Consider the following 15,831-nt stretch of genomic DNA (forward strand, 5'->3'; position numbering starts at 1 on the left):
CGTTTTTGCGCTTGTCGTCTATCAAACCGCCTAACCCGCTTCGGCTTGCGGCCAGCAGGTGTCCGAGCCCCGCTTACGTTGGAACCAGGAAATGCAACAACTGAAAAAAAAGACCGCCGCGCGCACGGGCGCGGTAGCGGCTATCGCTGCAATCACGCTCGCGTTGGCCGCGTGCGGTAAACAGGAACAGGCGCCGCAGGCCGGCAAGCCCACGGTGGGCGTGGTGACCTTGAAGACCCAGCCCGTCTCGCTGACGACGGAATTGCCGGGGCGGACGTCGGCCTTCCGTATCGCCGAAGTGCGTCCCCAGGTCAACGGCATCGTGCTCAAGCGCACGTTCGTCGAGGGCGGCAATGTGAAGGCGGGCCAGCAGCTGTACCAGATCGATCCCGCCTTGTACCAGGCGACCCTGGACAGCAACCGCGCCGCGCTGGCGCGCGCCGAGGCGACGCTCAAGAGCGCGGCCTTGCTGGCGCAGCGCTACAAGCCGCTGGTCGAGACCCGCGCCATCAGCCGCCAGACCTACGACGACGCCGTCGCCTCGCGCGACCAGGCCGCCGCGGACGTGCAATCGGCCAAGGCGGCCGTCGACACGGCCCGCATCAACCTGGTCTATACGCGCGTGCTGTCGCCCATCGAAGGCATCATCGGCCGCTCCTCGGTGACCGAGGGCGCGCTGGTGACCGCCAGCCAGACCACCGCGCTGGCCTCGGTGCAGCAGATCGATCCCATTTACGTCGACGTGGTGCAATCCAGCGCCCAGCTGCTGCGCCTGCAGGACCAGTTGTCCAAGGGCCTGATCAAGCGCGTCGAAGGCGACCAGGCGGCCCAGGTCAGCCTGACGCTGGAAGACGGCAGCCAGTACGGCCAGCAGGGCAAGCTGCAGTTCTCCGAAGTCACGGTGGACCAGAGCACGGGCGCGGTGACGCTGCGCGCGATATTCCCCAACCCCGATCATCGCCTGCTGCCCGGCATGTTCGTGCGTGCCCGCCTGGTCGACGGCATCGCCCAGCAAGGCCTGCTGGTTCCCCAGAAAGGCGTTTCGCGCAGCCAGAACGGCAACCCCACCGCCATGGTGGTGAACGCGCAGGGCAAGATCGAGGTCCGCGAGATCAAGACCGACCGCGCCATCGGCAGCAACTGGCTGGTGACAGGCGGCCTGCAAGCCGGTGACCGTGTCGTGGTGGAAGGCCTGCAGACGGCTCGTCCGGGCGCGGAAGTCACGGCCAATGAAGTCAGCGCCGCCCCGGCGGCCGCTGGCCAGACCCAGGCGGCTCCGGCCGCGGCGGCACAAGCCCGCTAGGAGCCCGCAGCATGGCAAAGTTTTTTATCGAAAGGCCGGTATTCGCCTGGGTGATCGCCATCGTCATGATGCTGGCGGGCGCTCTGTCGATTTTCGGCTTGCCCGTTTCGCAGTACCCGAACATCGCGCCGCCTTCCATCGCCATCCAGGTGACCTACCCGGGCGCGTCCGCGCAAACGGTGCAGGATACCGTGGTGCAGGTGATCGAACAGCAGATGAACGGCATCGACGGCATGGAATACATGTATTCCGAAAGCTCCGCTGATGGCAGCGTCACCATGACGATCACGTTCCGCCAGGGCACCAACGCCGACACGGCCCAGGTGCAGGTGCAGAACAAGCTGTCGCTGGCCACGCCGCTGTTGCCGCAGGAAGTGCAGCAGCAGGGCATCCGCGTGACCAAGGCCACCAAGAACTTCCTGATGGTGGCGGGTTTCATTTCGCGCGACGGCAACATGACGCGCGCCGACCTGGCCGACTACGTGGCGTCCTATGTGCAGGATCCCATCAGCCGCACCGAGGGCGTGGGCGACTTCACGCTGTTCGGTTCCTCGTACGCCATGCGCATCTGGCTGGATCCGGCCAAGCTGCTGAACTACGGCCTGACGACGGTGGACGTGGTCAACGCCATCAGCGCGCAGAACGTGCAGATCTCCAGCGGCCAGCTGGGCGGCCTGCCCGCCGTGCGCGGGCAGCAGTTGACGGCGACCATCATCGGCCCGTCGCGCCTGCAGACGGCCGAGCAGTTCGGCAACATCCTGCTGAAGGTGAATCCCGACGGTTCGCAGGTGCGCGTGCGCGACGTCGGCCGCACCGAGCTCAACGCGTCGTCCTATACCATCGACAGCCAGTACAACGGCCGCCCGGCCGCCGGCCTGGCGATCAAGCTGGCCCCTGGCGCCAACGCGCTGGATACCGCCAAGGCCATCCGCGCGACCATCGACGGCCTGAAGCCTTTCTTCCCTGCCGGCATGGACGTGGTGTATCCCTACGACACCACGCCCTTCGTCAGCCTGTCGATCGAGGAAGTGTTCAAGACCCTGGGCGAAGCCATCGTGCTGGTGTTCCTGGTGATGTATCTGTTCCTGCAGAACTTCCGGGCGACGCTGATTCCGACGCTGGCGGTGCCGGTGGTGCTGCTGGGCGCGTTCGCCGTGCTGGCGGCCGCCGGCTTCTCGATCAACACGCTGACCATGTTCGGCATGGTGCTGGCCATCGGCCTGCTGGTGGACGACGCCATCGTGGTGGTGGAAAACGTCGAGCGCTTGATGGCGGAGGAGGGGCTCACACCCAGGCAGGCGACCCGCAAGTCCATGGAGCAGATCACCGGCGCGCTGGTGGGTATCGCCATGGTGCTGGCCGCCGTGTTCGTGCCGATGGCGTTCTTCGGCGGTTCGACGGGCGTGATCTATCGCCAGTTCTCCATCACCATCGTGGCGTCCATGGCCTTGTCCGTGCTGGTGGCCATCGTCTTCACGCCGGCGCTGTGCGCGACCTTGCTCAAGCCGATTCCCAAGGGCCATCATGGCGCCAAGACGGGGTTCTTCGGCTGGTTCAACCGCGTCTTCGACCGCGGCAGCCACGGCTACGCGAACACGGTGTCGCGCGGGCTGAACCGCACCAAGCGGCTGATGTTCATCTACCTGCTGCTGGTCGCGGGCATGGTCGTCATGTTCATGCGCGTGCCCACCTCCTTCCTGCCGGAAGAAGACCAGGGCATCCTGTTCGCGCAGGTGCTGGGGCCCAACGGCTCCACGGCCGAGCAGACGCAGCAGGTCCTGGACCAGGCGACCAAGCACCTGCTGGAGGACGAGAAGGATACCGTCGAGTCGGTGTTCGCGATCAACGGCTTCAACTTCGGCGGCCGCGGCCAGAACGCCGGCATGATGTTCATCAAGCTGCATGACTGGTCGGATCGCGGCACCGCCAAGCAGAAGGTGGGGGCGCTGGCCGCCCGGACGCAGGCGTGGTTCGGCAAGAACATCCGCAACGCGCAGGTCTTTGCCTTCGCGCCGCCGGCCGTGCTGGAACTGGGCAACGCCACCGGCTTCGACTTCATGCTGATGGACCGCGCCGGCGTGGGCCACGAGAAGCTGCTTGCCGCGCGCAACCAGTTGCTGGGCCAGGCCATGCAGAGCAAGATCCTGGCCGGCGTGCGCCCCAACGGCGTGGAAGATGCGCCGCAGTACCAGTTGAATATCGACCGCGAAAAAGCCCAGGTGCTGGGGCTGTCCATTTCCGATATCGACAGCACCTTGAGCACGGCCTGGGGTTCGTCCTACGTCAATGACTTCATCGACCGCGGCCGCGTGAAGAAGGTGTATGTGCAGGGCGAACCGTCGTCCCGCATGTTGCCCGACGACCTCAACAAATGGTACGTGCGCAACAGCAGCGGCGGCATGGTCCCGTTCTCGTCCTTCGCGACGGCGGAATGGACCTTTGGCGCGCAGAAGCTGAACCGCTACAACGGCGTGCCCGCCTATGAAATCCTGGGCCAGCCTGCGCCCGGCTACAGTACGGGCCAGGCGATGGCGGAAATGGAGCGCATCGCCGCCACCATGCCGCAGGGTGTCGGTTTCGAGTGGACCGGGCTGTCCTATGAAGAGCGCATGTCGGGCTCGCAGGCGCCGGCGCTGTACGCGATTTCGCTGATCGTGGTGTTCCTGTGCCTGGCGGCGCTATACGAGAGCTGGTCGATTCCGACGTCGGTGATGCTGGTGGTGCCGCTGGGCATTGTCGGGACACTGGCCGCGACCCTGTTGCGCGGGCTTTCCAACGACGTGTACTTCCAGGTGGGCCTGCTGACCACGGTTGGGTTGGCGGCGAAGAACGCGATCCTGATCGTGGAATTCGCCAAGGAGCACTACGAGGCGGGCGCCAGCCTGACCGAGGCTGCCGTGCATGCCGCGCGCCAGCGCTTGCGGCCCATCCTGATGACGTCCATGGCCTTCATCCTGGGCGTGGTGCCGCTGGCGATTTCCACCGGGGCCGGCTCGGGCAGCCAGAACGCCATCGGTACCGGCGTGATCGGCGGCATGCTGTCCGCGACGTTCCTGGCGATTTTTTTCGTGCCGATGTTCTTCGTGGTCATGCTCAAGCTCTTCCGCGTGAAGCGCATAAGCGAAAGCGGCGATCCGCACGATCCCAACGATGTCCGGAATCAACCCCGGCAGCCTGCTTCCGACCCGTCGGGAGGGCATGCTGAATGAACGCACTAGTCATGCATAACAACAAGATGTCGTCCTCGCGCTCCTTCCGTCCCGGCCGCCTGGCCGTGGCGGTGGCGTTGGCGTCCGCGCTGGCCGGATGCACGCTGATCCCCGACTACCAGCGCCCCGCGGCGCCGGTGGACGCGGCTTATCCGACCGGTCCGGCCTACGACACGCCGGCCGGCGCGGCCGCCAAGCCCGCCAGCCAGGCGGGGGTGGCGACGGCCAATATCGGCTGGCGCGACATGTTCCCCGATCCGCTGCTGCAACAGTTGATCGAACTGTCGTTGTCGAACAACCGCGACCTGCGCATCGCCGCGCTGAACGTGCAGTCGGCGCAGGCGCAGTACCGCATCCAGCGCGCCGATCTCCTGCCGACGGTGGGCGTGGGCGCGACCGAGAGCGCGCAACGCACGCCGCACGACCTGACGTCCAGCGGCAAGGCGGTGACCTCGCACACCTACCAGGTGGGTGCGTCGCTGTCCTGGGAGCTGGACCTGTTCGGCCGCATCCGCAGCCTGTCGGAAGAGGCCTTGCAGACCTACCTGGCGCAGGACGAGACGCGCAACGCCACGCAGCTTACCCTGGTGTCCGAGGTGGCCAACGCATACCTGACGCTGCGCGCGGACCAGGAACTGCTCAAGCTCACCCAGGACACGCTGAAAAGCCAGCGCGATTCGTATGACCTGACCAAGCAAAGCTACGACAACGATGTGGCGACGGCCTTGGACCTGAGCCAGGCCGAAGTGTCGGTGCGCACCGCGGAAAGCAACCTGGCGCAGTATTCGCGCCAGGTCGCGCAGGATATGAACGCGCTGGTGCTGCTGCTGGGCAATCCCCTGCCGGACGACGTGCGGGCCAAGCTGGACACCCCGGGGCGCCTGGACGATGCGCTGATCCCGACCGCCTTGCCGGCCGGCCTGCCGTCGGACCTGCTGGAGCGGCGTCCGGACATCCGTTCGGCCGAGCACAGCCTGCTGGCCGCCAATGCCGATATCGGCGCGGCGCGTGCGGCGTTCTTCCCGACCATCTCGCTGACGGGCAGCGCGGGCACGGCCAGCGCTACGCTGGGCGGCCTGTTCAAGGGCGGTTCGGGCGCGTGGTCCTTCGCGCCGCAGATCACCACGCCCATCTTCGCCGGCGGTTCCTTGCGGGCCGAGCTGGACGTGGCCAAGCTGCAGAAGCAGATCCAGGTGGCCACCTACGAGCAGGCCATCCAGAGCGCTTTCCGCGAAGTGGCGGACGCCCTGGCCGGCCGCGGCACGCTGGACCAGCAGATCCAGGCGCAGCAACTGCTGGTGCAGGCCGACCAGCGGGCCTACGACCTGTCGCAGCAGCGCTATCGCCAAGGCATAGACAACTACCTGACGGTGCTGGACTCGCAGCGGTCCTTGTACAGCGCGCAGCAGACCCTGGTGACGACGCGCCTGACGCGCCTGACCAACCTGGTGACCCTGTACAAGGCGCTGGGCGGCGGCTGGACCGACAAGACGGTGCAGGCGCAGGCGTCGGCGCCGGAGCCCCGTGCCGCGCAGTGAGCGGCGGGTTCGGGAGGGTGCCCGGGCGAGGTCCGGGCGCTTCCCGTTGCGGCAGGACTCGGTGCAGGAACGTCGACCGGCTCTCTTGCTGAGGTCGCTGACGCAGGGGCCTAGTCCGCCATCTGCGCCGGAGGTGTGAATCCAGCCGCGCGCAGCTCCGCGGCAACCATGCGCGTAAGCGACATCTTGCGCGCGTAGTTCATCTTGCCGGTCACCGCGGCGATGGAAATCGCCGCATATCCGTCTTCGCCGACGTCGAAGCTGATGCCGACGCCGGAGACGCCTTCGTGCACGAGGCCGTCCGTGGCGGAAAACCCCTGTTTTCTCGTTTTATCGACGAGACTCCGTATACGGGCCAACGTCAGTCCGGACGGACTGAATTCCTCTTTATGCCGCTTATAGATCGCTTCGATCGACGCATCGTCCTCGCGTGACAGCAGCGTAACGCCCGCTGATCCCACGCCCAGCACGCGCATGCCGCCCACCTGGAGCACCAGGGTCCGCACCGGCGATCGGCCTTCCTCGTAGTGCAGGCAATGCGCGTAGTCTCCGTTGCGGACAACCAGGAATACCGAGTCCTCGGTCATGCGTGCGAGCCGTTTCATCAACGGCCGGCACCGTTCGAGCAAGGGCGCCCGCTTCATGGACGCCAGTCCGATCTGCATGGCCTGCATGCCCAGCCGATAGCGCTTGCTGCCTTCCCCGCGTTCGACGAAACCCGATAGCGCCAGTGTCTTGAGTAGCCGATTCGCGGTGATGCGGTCGATTTTCGCGGCCTTGGCCAGGTCCGTGACCGTGGCGCCATCCGGATGCAGGCCGGCGACTCGGCGCAGCAGGTCCAGCGCTCGGGAAACGGATTGCGTCCGCTGTACGCCAGACGGTTGGTCGGTCTGTGTGCCTGTCATGGTTTTCCCTCAAAACGTTCGTATCGTGACCGTTTTAACTTGGTCTCAGTATGAACGTTTCCCGTCCGGGATGGAATAGCTCACTCGCGCAACCACATCACGGCTTGGCATGACACACAATCCCCATCAAATCCCTACGCTTAGCGACCAGGAATGGTCTGAAGGCCTTCGACTGGCGCTGCCGTCGGCCAATCTTCCGACGCTGCTGATGGTCCTGGTCCATCTGACGGGCGACCGCAAGTGGCTGGACCAACGCTATCAATGCTCGCGCATACGCGGCCTGGACGAGAATGATTCGGGTGGCTTGCAGGAAGAGGTTCAAGCGGAAATCCGTGTAGCGGCGGAGCGTGCGCTGCTGAAGTGGCGGGCCGACGGGCAAGTGCAATTGCCGGGTCCCGATTGGGACACCCTGGTCCAGATGCTGCAGCTCAGCGTCGGAGAGGCCATTCCGGCATCCTATGGCCCGATGATCAGCGCGTGGCTGGGTTTCGACGAGGACATGGTCATCGAACAGAAGGACCGCTTCGACGTTCCGGAAGGTTTCAAGGCCGTGATCATCGGCACCGGCGTTGCGGGGCTGTGCGCGGCGATCCGTCTTCAGGGCGCCGGCATCCCGTACATCGTCATTGAAAAGAACGACGAGGTCGGCGGCACCTGGTACGAAAACCACTATCCCGGCTGCGGCGTCGATACGCCCAACCATATTTACTCGTACTCGTTCGCCAAGGGCGATTGGTCGAAGTATTTCGCGCTGCAGGAAGAAATCCAGACCTACTTCGCAGGCGTTGCCGACCGCTACAACCTGCGCCCGCACATCCGCTTCGAATCGCGCGTCGAGTCGGCCCGCTACGACGAAGCCTCGATGCGCTGGACGGTGGAAGTCTCCAGCAAGGGAGCGAACTACAGCCTCGAAGCCGACGTCCTTATCAGCGCGGTGGGTCTGCTGAATGTACCGAAGATGCCGGACATCCCCGGCCTGGACACGTTCACGGGCCTGGCTTTCCATTCGACGCAATGGCCGGAGAATCTGGAACTGGAGGGCAAGCGTGTCGCCGTGATCGGGACCGGCGCTACGGCTATGCAGATCGTTCCGGAAATCGCTCCCCGCTGCGGCCACCTGACCGTATTCCAGCGTTCCAAGCAGTGGGCCGCGCCCTTCGAGCAATTCCGCAAGGATGTTCCGCAAGAGAAGCGCTTCCTGCTGGCGCAGGTTCCCTTCTACCAGGAGTGGTACCGCCAGCGCCTGGCGTATATTTTCAACGACCGCATCCACGCTTCCTTGCAGATCGACCCGGCGTGGCCGCATCCGGAGCGTTCGATCAACAAGACGAACGAACGTCATCGCACCTACTTCATCGATTACATCAAGGAGCAGCTCGGCGACCGCCAGGACCTGCTCGATGCCTGCATCCCCGACTACCCGCCCTTTGGCAAGCGCATGCTGATGGACAATGGCTGGTACCGGACCATGACGCGCCCGAACGTCTCGCTGGTCCAGGGCGGCGTGGTCGAGGTGCAAGGCAACAAGGTGATCGACAGCAACGGCGCATCGCATGAGGTCGACATCCTCATCATCGCCACGGGCTTCGACGCCGTGAATATGCTCTCGTCGTTCAATCTCTTCGGCCGCGATGGCCGCAGCATACGGGAGGTGTGGGCCGAGAAGGGCGCGGAAGCCTATCTGGGCGTCGCCGCGCCCGGCTTTCCCAATTTCTTCATGCTGGCGGGGCCGAATACGGCGCTCGGCCACGGCGGTTCGGTGGTCGCCCTGTTGGAAACGCAAGTCGCCTACGTCATCAATATCCTGCGCCAGGCAATGAGCCAGGCGGGCAGGAACCAGCGTTTCGAATTCGAAGTGGACCAGCGCATCCACGACGAATTCAATGTCCGTGTCCAGGAGGCCCATCGGCGGATGATCTGGTCGCACACCGGCATGACGAACTGGTATCGCGTCGGCCATGGCCGCATCATCGCCACGACGCCATTCCGGAACGACGATTACTGGCATATGGCACGCCGTGCGGATTTTTCCGACTATGCGTACAAGACGGCCGTTGTCGAAGTGGAGGCAGCGTAAATGGATGCGACGACCATGACCGCCACAGGCCGGCGGCAACCCGGCCCCTATATGCTCAGCGGCCTTCGCATCCTGGACCTGGGCACGATGGTCGCCGGTCCGGTGGCCTGCACGCTGTTCGGCGATTTCGGCGCCGACGTGATCAAGGTCGAGGTGCCGGAGCGCGGCGACACGGTACGCGACCTGGGCCCTTTCGTCGAAGGGGAATGCCTTTACTGGGAAGTCGAGAACCGCAACAAGCGCTCCATCACGCTGAATCTGCGGGAAAAGGAGGGCCAGGAAATCCTTTATCGGCTGGTCAAGGAAGCGGACGCGGTGGTGGAGAACTTCCGGCCCGGCACGCTGGAAAAGTGGAATTGCGATTTCAGCACATTGAAAAAGCACAATCCCAGGCTGATCATGCTGCGGGTATCCGGCTTCGGCCAGACCGGGCCGTATTCGGAACGCGCAGGGTACGACCGCATTGCCCTGGCATTCGGGGGCTTGATGGGCATTACCGGCTATCCGGATCGTCCGCCCGTCCGTATCGGCACATCGACGGCCGACTACCAGACCGCCATCCTGGGCGCGTTCAGCCTGATGATGGCCCTCTACAATCGCGACGTGCTGGGCGGTCCCGGCGAGGAAATCGACCTGGCCATGTATGAATCGGTGATTCGCTTCACCGAAGTCCTGGTGCCGGAATACGACCGCCTGGGTGTCGTGCGCAAGCCGCGCGGCAACAAGCATTTCGCCGCGGCGCCGGGCGAGCATTTCGAAACCAGCGATGGGCGTTACGTCATCCTGACCTGTTCCGCCGAGGCGGGTTTCCAGCGCCTTTGCGCGGCGATGGACCGTCCCGACATGCTGGAGGATCCACGGTTCAAGACTCATCCCATGCGTTGGCAGTACATCGACGAACTGAACGCCCTGGTCGGTGACTGGATCAAGTCCCTGCCGGTGCCGGAACTGACCGCCAAGCTCGATGAAGCGAAATGCGCCTATGCATTTATTCTCGGCATCGACGACATCATGAAGGACCCGCACTACCAGGCCCGCGAGACCATCGTGCCGGTGGACAATCCACGCATCGGGCCGGTGCGCATGGCTGGCGTCATACCGCGTATCCCCGGCGCTCCGCGGAAACCCATAACGCCCGCGCCGAGCATAGGCCAGCATAACGCCGACATCTATGGCGACTTGCTGGGCATGAGCGCCGGCGAGCGTGAGCAATTCCAGAAGAAGGGCATTATCTGATGAAGCGCGCGGCGGTTTTTGGCGGCGGCGGCGTCGTCGGTATTGCATGGTCTGCCGGCATCCTTCATGGCCTCGAAGAGGCCGGCGCGCGCATGGCGGATGCCGACCTGCTGGTCGGAACTTCGGCGGGTTCCATCATCGCGGCACAGGTCGCGTGCGGCGAAAAGGCGGCCGATATGTATGCGCGGCAACGATACCCGTCGCCCGACAGCCAGGAACAGTTCCGGCCATACTCGCAGGAGGACGCCGACGCGGCTAACCGCAAGCTGATGGAAAAGGTGGCGGGCGACCTGGTCGCCGCCCGCAAGCGCATCGGTGCATACGCGCGACGTAGCGAGACGCCCGCGGTCGCCGCCCGGCGCGCGATCATCGCCTCACGCCTGCCGGGCGACGAATGGCCGGATCGGCCTCTGCGTCTGGTCGCCGTCGACACGGATAGCGGAATGCCCCGGGTGTTCGATGCGGCGAGCGCTTGTCCATTTATCGACGCGGTGGCGGCGAGTTGCGCCGTGCCCGGCGTATGGCCTCCGGTTCCCATCGACGGGGCGCAGTACATGGACGGCGGCATCGCGTCGATAACCAACGCGTGGGCGGCCGTTGCGGCCGACCGAGTCCTGGTTGTGGCGCCGCTCGGCTATTCCGATGGCAATCCCGTCAGCGGCCACCTGCGCGCGGAGGTCGTCACGCTCGAAGCACGTGGAGCCAGCGTGCGAGTCCTCATTCCCGACGCCGCCTCGCTGGAGGCTTTCGGTAGCAACGTTCTCGATCCGGCGCGGCGCGGCCCCGCGGCGCAGGCGGGTCACGAGCAGGGCGTCACGCTCGCGCAGGAAATCGCGGCCTGGTGGCTGTGAATAATAAATATCAAGGAGACAGGCAAAGATGAGACAAGCAAGAGAGACGGGACAAATGGAGAACGCCCGCCATGAAGGCGCTGCTGATATCGGATCGCTGTGCGCGGGACGAACCACGCTCCGCACCCAGGCAAGGCGCCGCACCATTCAGCGGCCCCACTGCTGGTCCTTGTACGGCACAGCCGCCGTGCTTTTCGGCGCGCTCGCCGCTTTCTCGACCGGCGCCCGTGCGCAAGACTATCCGGCGCGCCCGGTCCAGGTCGTGGTGGGCTATACGCCGGGAGGCGCTTCGGACATTGTCGGCCGGCTGCTCGCCAGCGGCCTCAGCCAACTCAACAAGCAGAGTTTCATCGTCGCGAACAAGCCCGGCGATGGCGGCATGGTGGGCATGGCTTACGTGAAGAATGCCGCGCCCGATGGCTATGTGATCGGCGTATCCGTGTCCGGCACGATGGTTACCGGTCCGCATCTGCAGAAGCATGTTCCCTATGACGCGCTCAGCTCATTTGCCCCGATAGGCATGATCGCAAAAGCGCCCATGATCATGTTGGCGTCCCCTGAGTTCAAGGATCCCACCGTCAAGCACATCATCGCCCAGGCGAAGGCCCAGCCCGGCCGGCTCATGTCCGGGCAAGGCGCCAAGGCCTTCGAGCTGGCGCAGCGGCTCTTCAATTCGAAGGCTGACGTAAATATCGGCATCGTTTCCTATCGAGGCGGCGCGCCGGCGGCGATAGACGTGATGGCGGGGCGTGTGCCGCTGATGGTCGACACCATAGGCGCGCAGCTTGGCAGCATCCAGGGCGGCAAGCTGGTGCCGGTGGCCGTGCTGGACAGTAAACGGTCATCCCTGCTGCCTGACGTACCTACCGTTGCCGAGAGCGGCGTGCCCGGATACGAGGCCGTGGGTTGGCTGGGCCTGGTCGCCCCCAAGGACACGCCTCCGCAAGTCGTGGAGACGCTGCACAGGCAACTCGCGCAGGTCCTGGCGCAGCCCGAGGTGGCCAGGAAGCTCGAATCGCTCGGCTATGAACCGGACCCGAGTCCCACCCCGGAGGCATTTGCCCAGGTGGTTCGGACCGAGTACGCCAAGTGGGGGAAGGTGGTTGCAGATGCGGGCATCCAGCCCGAATAGTTGGTCGAACGCGATATAGGCCCGACTCCCCTCGCATCAGGACGGCCGGGTATCCCCAGGCCCTGTAGGGGGCGGTGACCCGCCTGTCCGGTGGTCCTGCGGCCCAGTAGGCCCGGAACGGGTTTCCCCCGTTCCGGGCCTTTTTCCATTTCCGCTCCCCGCCGCAGCGCGGCGGGGAGAACGTCTCGCGCGCTGCGGCAATTCTTTAAAGAAAGCCTTAAAAACCGCAGTCCTCGCCTAAACAACCCTTGAGACTTTAAATTAACATATAGAAATATTTACTCATCAAATGCGAGAATCTTGATGTCCCACTCCCATCCGTCCCGTTCCCTACCGAACTTCCGTCTTAGCGCCGCCGCCGCAGCCCTGGGGTCCGTGTTATTGGCCGCCCCGGTCGCAGGCCATGCCGCAGGCCTGGACGGACAGCAAGGATCGATAGGCCCCCGCTTCAATACCAGTCCGGGCGGTTTAGGCGGTGTCGGCCCGTTGGGCGCCGGCGGGCAGGGCGGTACGGGTACGGTCCAGAATGCGACTGTCACTAATCAGGGCCATGGCAGCTTGCCCGCGGGCACAAGTACCGAGTCCGCCAACGGCGGTGCCTATAGCTCCTGGCCGGGCGGCGGCCTGTCCCTGGCGAACATGCCGGAAGGCGGCGGTGGCGGGGCCGGCGGCGTGGGCAACGGGGCCGAGGCGGCCGGCGGCGGCGGTGGCGGTGGAGCCACCGCGGCGTCGTACTACACCGACAGCACGCCGTCGCTGACGACCGCCACCACGGGAGGCAAGGGCGGCGATGGCGCGGATGGCACGATCGTCAGCGGCGCCTATGCCAGTACCGGCGGTGGCGGCGGCGGTGGTGGCCATGGCGTCTACCTGACCGGCGCGAGTCCATTCTCGGTCGCCGCCAATGTGACCGGCGGCGCGGGCGGCAATGGCGGCACCGGCCAATACAACGCCGGCGCGGCGCGGGGCGGCCAGGGCGGTATCGGCATTGTTTCGAATGCCTGGTCTTACATCGTGGTCGAATCCGGCGTCACCGTCGCGGGAGGTAGGGGCGGCGACGGCGGATATACCGATACGACGCGCACCACCGTTGCCGGGATGGGCGGCGCGGGCGGCGCGGGCATCGCCTTCAATAACCCCGGGATCGTCCTCAACAGGGGCACGATCCTGGGCGGCAACGCCGGGGCAGATAGCCAGCCGTCGGCGTTCCAGGCCGTGGGCGGGGTAGGCGTCTCCCTGCTCCAGGGGACGGTGATCAACGAGGGCACGATCGTCGGCGGGCTGAGTTATGGCGGCGTGCGTAGCAACGCCATCGAACTCTACAACGGCGCGCTCGAACTGCATGCCGGCAGCACGATACTCGGCAACGTCGTGGCTTCGGGGAGTTCCAACCTCCTGGTGTTGGGCGGCTCGGCCGACCAGACCTTCGATGTCTCCGCGCTCGGCACGCAGTACCAGGGGTTCACGGATTTCCAGGTGAGTACCAGTGCCAACGTCACACTGGCCGGCATCACGACGCAACTCACGCCTTGGGTGCTTTACGACGGCCAGATAACGATCGCCGGCGATGCGGCGCTGGGCAGCGCGTCAGGCGCATTGAGCTTCAGCGGCGGCTCGCTGCGATACACCGGCGCGTCCGAGTCGTCCTATCGTGACATCCTCGTCAACGCGGGCACGGGCGCCGTCGACATCGTCAACCCCAATACCGTGCTGACCTGGAATGGTACCGTCTCGGGCTACGGCAACCTGGACAAGGCCGGGGCCGGGACGCTCGCGATCAAGAACGACAGCAGCGGCTTCATGGGCGGCTTCAAGGTGCTGGACGGTACGCTGAGCGTGCTGGGCAGCCTGGGCGGCACGGTGGCCGTGATGTCCGGCGGCACGCTGGCGGGCGACGGCACCGTCGGCACCACGTCGATAGCCAGCGGCGGCACCCTGGCCCCGGGCAAGGACAAGGCCGGCACCTTGACGGTGAACGGCGACCTGACGATGCAAGCCGGTTCGACGCTGCGCATCCTGTCGGATTCAAGCACGACCGCGGCCAGCCAGGTCGCCGTGACGGGCGCGGCGACCATCGCGGGGTCGGTGGCGAACGTGGAAGCCAACGGCAATTATTCGACGCAGCAGTCCTACGTCATCGTGCATGCGGGGCAGGGCGTCACCGGCAACTTCGACGGCGTGGCGAGCAATCTGGCCTTCCTGCAGCCGACCCTGACCACCAGCGCCAACGATGTCGTGCTGACCTTGAAGCGCAAGGACGTCGTGGTCGATCCCGGCTCGGGCGGAGGCACGACCCCGACCACGCCGACGGACCCGGGCACCCCGACTACTCCCACCACTCCTACTACCCCCACCACCCCGACTGCGCCGATCACCCCCACCAGCCCCTCCGCGGGAGGAGGCAGCTCCCCCGCCACGCGCCCCATGACGTTCGCGGACGCCGCCCAGTCGCGCAACCAGCGCGCCGTGGCCAACGGCATCGAGAGCCTGGGGTCGGGCAACGCCCTCTATCGCCAGGTGGAGAACCTGGCCGTGGGTCAGCCGGCGAATGTGTTCAAGGCCCTGTCCGGCGAATCGCATGCGTCGACCGTGTCCACGCTGCAAGCGGGCGCGGACATGGTTCGCACCCTGCCGCTGGAGCACTTCCGCTCCAACCTGGGCGCCAACCTGATGGCGGGCGCGCCGACCGCGCAGGCGGGTACCAGCGATGTTCCGACCAATATCAGCGCCTTGCCCAGTTCCTCGGCCAAGCCGGCGTGGGCACAGCTGTACGGCAGCTGGCAGACCTTCGGCGGCGGCGATGCGGCACGGGTAACGCAGGCCACGTCCGGGTTGTTCGTCGGTGGCGACCAGGCGGTCGGCGGCGGTTGGCGCGCTGGCGGCGCGCTGGGATACAGCAATACGCACAGCCGCGCCGGCGAGGTTTCGTCGCAGGCCGACATCGACAACTACAGCGCCACCCTCTACGCCGGCCGCAGCTTCGCGGCGGGCGCCGGCCGCTTGAACTTCATCGCCGGCGGCAGCTATACGTGGCATGACATCGACAGCAAGCGCAATATCGCCACCAGCGGCTTCGACCAGTCCCTGAAGGCCAACTATGGCGCGAGCACCGGACAGCTGTTCACCGAGCTGGGCTATGCCTTGCCCGTCACCGGCGCGCTGACCGTGGAGCCCTTCGCGGGCCTGGCGTGGAGCGACCTGCGCACGCGTGGTTTTTCGGAATCGGGCGGCAGCGCGGCGTTGAACGGCGCGAGCGACCGCAACACCATTACCACGACGACGCTGGGACTGCGCACGCGCACCGCCTTCGACCTGGGCAGGCTGGAAGGCAACCTGCGCGCGACCCTGGGCTGGCGCCATTCCTTCGGCGATGTCATCGGGCACAGCAAGATGTGGTTCGACGGCGGCGAGACGTTCACGGTCGCCGGCGCGCCTCAGGCAAGGGATAGCGCGCTGGTGGCGTTGAGCGCCGACGTGGCGCTGTCGCGCAATGTCTCCCTGGGACTGGCGTATGGCGGCGAGTTCGGCGGCGGCAACACGCAGAACTCGGGCATGCTCAACCTGGCCTGGAAGTTCTGAT

Annotated in this window: 9 protein-coding genes; 8 read left to right on the forward strand and 1 reads right to left on the reverse strand. The window is 65.7% G+C overall.

The features are described from left to right. Positions 1–91: 91 nt before the first annotated feature. From C7R54_RS09380 to adeC, 3 genes are read left to right on the forward strand one after another with little or no spacing between them, the layout of a single operon-like run. Positions 92–1,303, forward strand: a complete 1,212-nt coding sequence (locus C7R54_RS09380; protein ID WP_129149915.1) for an efflux RND transporter periplasmic adaptor subunit — start codon at positions 92–94, stop codon at positions 1,301–1,303. Positions 1,304–1,314: 11 nt separating this feature from the next. Beyond that, entirely contained in the window at positions 1,315–4,512 is a 3,198-nt protein-coding gene (locus C7R54_RS09385) for an efflux RND transporter permease subunit (protein WP_129149916.1), read from the forward strand. A 26-nt stretch (positions 4,513–4,538) separates the two neighbouring features. Beyond that, on the forward strand, positions 4,539–6,050 hold the full coding sequence (gene adeC, locus C7R54_RS09390) for an AdeC/AdeK/OprM family multidrug efflux complex outer membrane factor (RefSeq protein ID WP_129150443.1): 1,512 nt from the start codon (positions 4,539–4,541) through the stop codon (positions 6,048–6,050). Positions 6,051–6,160: 110 nt separating this feature from the next. Here the strand turns inward: adeC and C7R54_RS09395 are convergent, their stop codons facing one another. Beyond that, positions 6,161–6,955, reverse strand: a complete 795-nt coding sequence (locus C7R54_RS09395) for an IclR family transcriptional regulator (protein WP_129149917.1) — start codon at positions 6,953–6,955, stop codon at positions 6,161–6,163. Positions 6,956–7,064: 109 nt separating this feature from the next. On the opposite strand from C7R54_RS09395, the gene C7R54_RS09400 reads away from it, so the two are divergent. From C7R54_RS09400 to C7R54_RS09425, 5 genes are all read left to right on the forward strand, one after another. Beyond that, positions 7,065–9,032 (forward strand): flavin-containing monooxygenase, encoded by a 1,968-nt coding sequence (locus C7R54_RS09400; RefSeq protein ID WP_129149918.1) that lies wholly within the window; start codon positions 7,065–7,067, stop codon positions 9,030–9,032. A gap of 15 nt (positions 9,033–9,047) precedes the next feature. Then, positions 9,048–10,268, forward strand: coding sequence for a CaiB/BaiF CoA transferase family protein (locus C7R54_RS09405; RefSeq protein ID WP_129149919.1), 1,221 nt, complete (start codon positions 9,048–9,050; stop codon positions 10,266–10,268). Continuing rightward, positions 10,268–11,119: a patatin-like phospholipase family protein gene (locus C7R54_RS09410; RefSeq protein WP_129149920.1), complete on the forward strand. Its 852-nt coding sequence runs from the start codon at positions 10,268–10,270 to the stop codon at positions 11,117–11,119. Before C7R54_RS09405 ends, C7R54_RS09410 begins: the two co-directional genes overlap by 1 nt. A 28-nt stretch (positions 11,120–11,147) precedes the next feature. Continuing rightward, the gene (locus tag C7R54_RS09415) at positions 11,148–12,251 is read left to right on the forward strand and encodes a Bug family tripartite tricarboxylate transporter substrate binding protein (RefSeq protein ID WP_129149921.1); all 1,104 of its coding nucleotides are present in this window, start codon (positions 11,148–11,150) and stop codon (positions 12,249–12,251) included. 558 nt (positions 12,252–12,809) lie between these two features. After that, entirely contained in the window at positions 12,810–15,830 is a 3,021-nt protein-coding gene (locus C7R54_RS09425; RefSeq protein WP_158021181.1) for an autotransporter family protein, read from the forward strand. Position 15,831: the final 1 nt, after the last annotated feature.

Source organism: Achromobacter aloeverae, assembly GCF_004121055.1.
GTDB classification, from domain to species: Bacteria; Pseudomonadota; Gammaproteobacteria; order Burkholderiales; family Burkholderiaceae_B; genus Bordetella_C; species Bordetella_C aloeverae.

Coding starts and splice junctions, on each gene's coding strand:
- C7R54_RS09415 (WP_129149921.1), top strand. CDS start 11,148: ATGAGACAAGCAAGAGAGACGGGACAAATGGAGAACGCCCGCCATGAA.
- C7R54_RS09405 (WP_129149919.1), top strand. CDS start 9,048: ATGACCGCCACAGGCCGGCGGCAACCCGGCCCCTATATGCTCAGCGGC.
- C7R54_RS09400 (WP_129149918.1), top strand. CDS start 7,065: ATGACACACAATCCCCATCAAATCCCTACGCTTAGCGACCAGGAATGG.
- adeC (WP_129150443.1), top strand. CDS start 4,539: ATGTCGTCCTCGCGCTCCTTCCGTCCCGGCCGCCTGGCCGTGGCGGTG.
- C7R54_RS09410 (WP_129149920.1), top strand. CDS start 10,268: ATGAAGCGCGCGGCGGTTTTTGGCGGCGGCGGCGTCGTCGGTATTGCA.
- C7R54_RS09385 (WP_129149916.1), top strand. CDS start 1,315: ATGGCAAAGTTTTTTATCGAAAGGCCGGTATTCGCCTGGGTGATCGCC.
- C7R54_RS09380 (WP_129149915.1), top strand. CDS start 92: ATGCAACAACTGAAAAAAAAGACCGCCGCGCGCACGGGCGCGGTAGCG.
- C7R54_RS09395 (WP_129149917.1), bottom strand. CDS start 6,955: ATGACAGGCACACAGACCGACCAACCGTCTGGCGTACAGCGGACGCAA.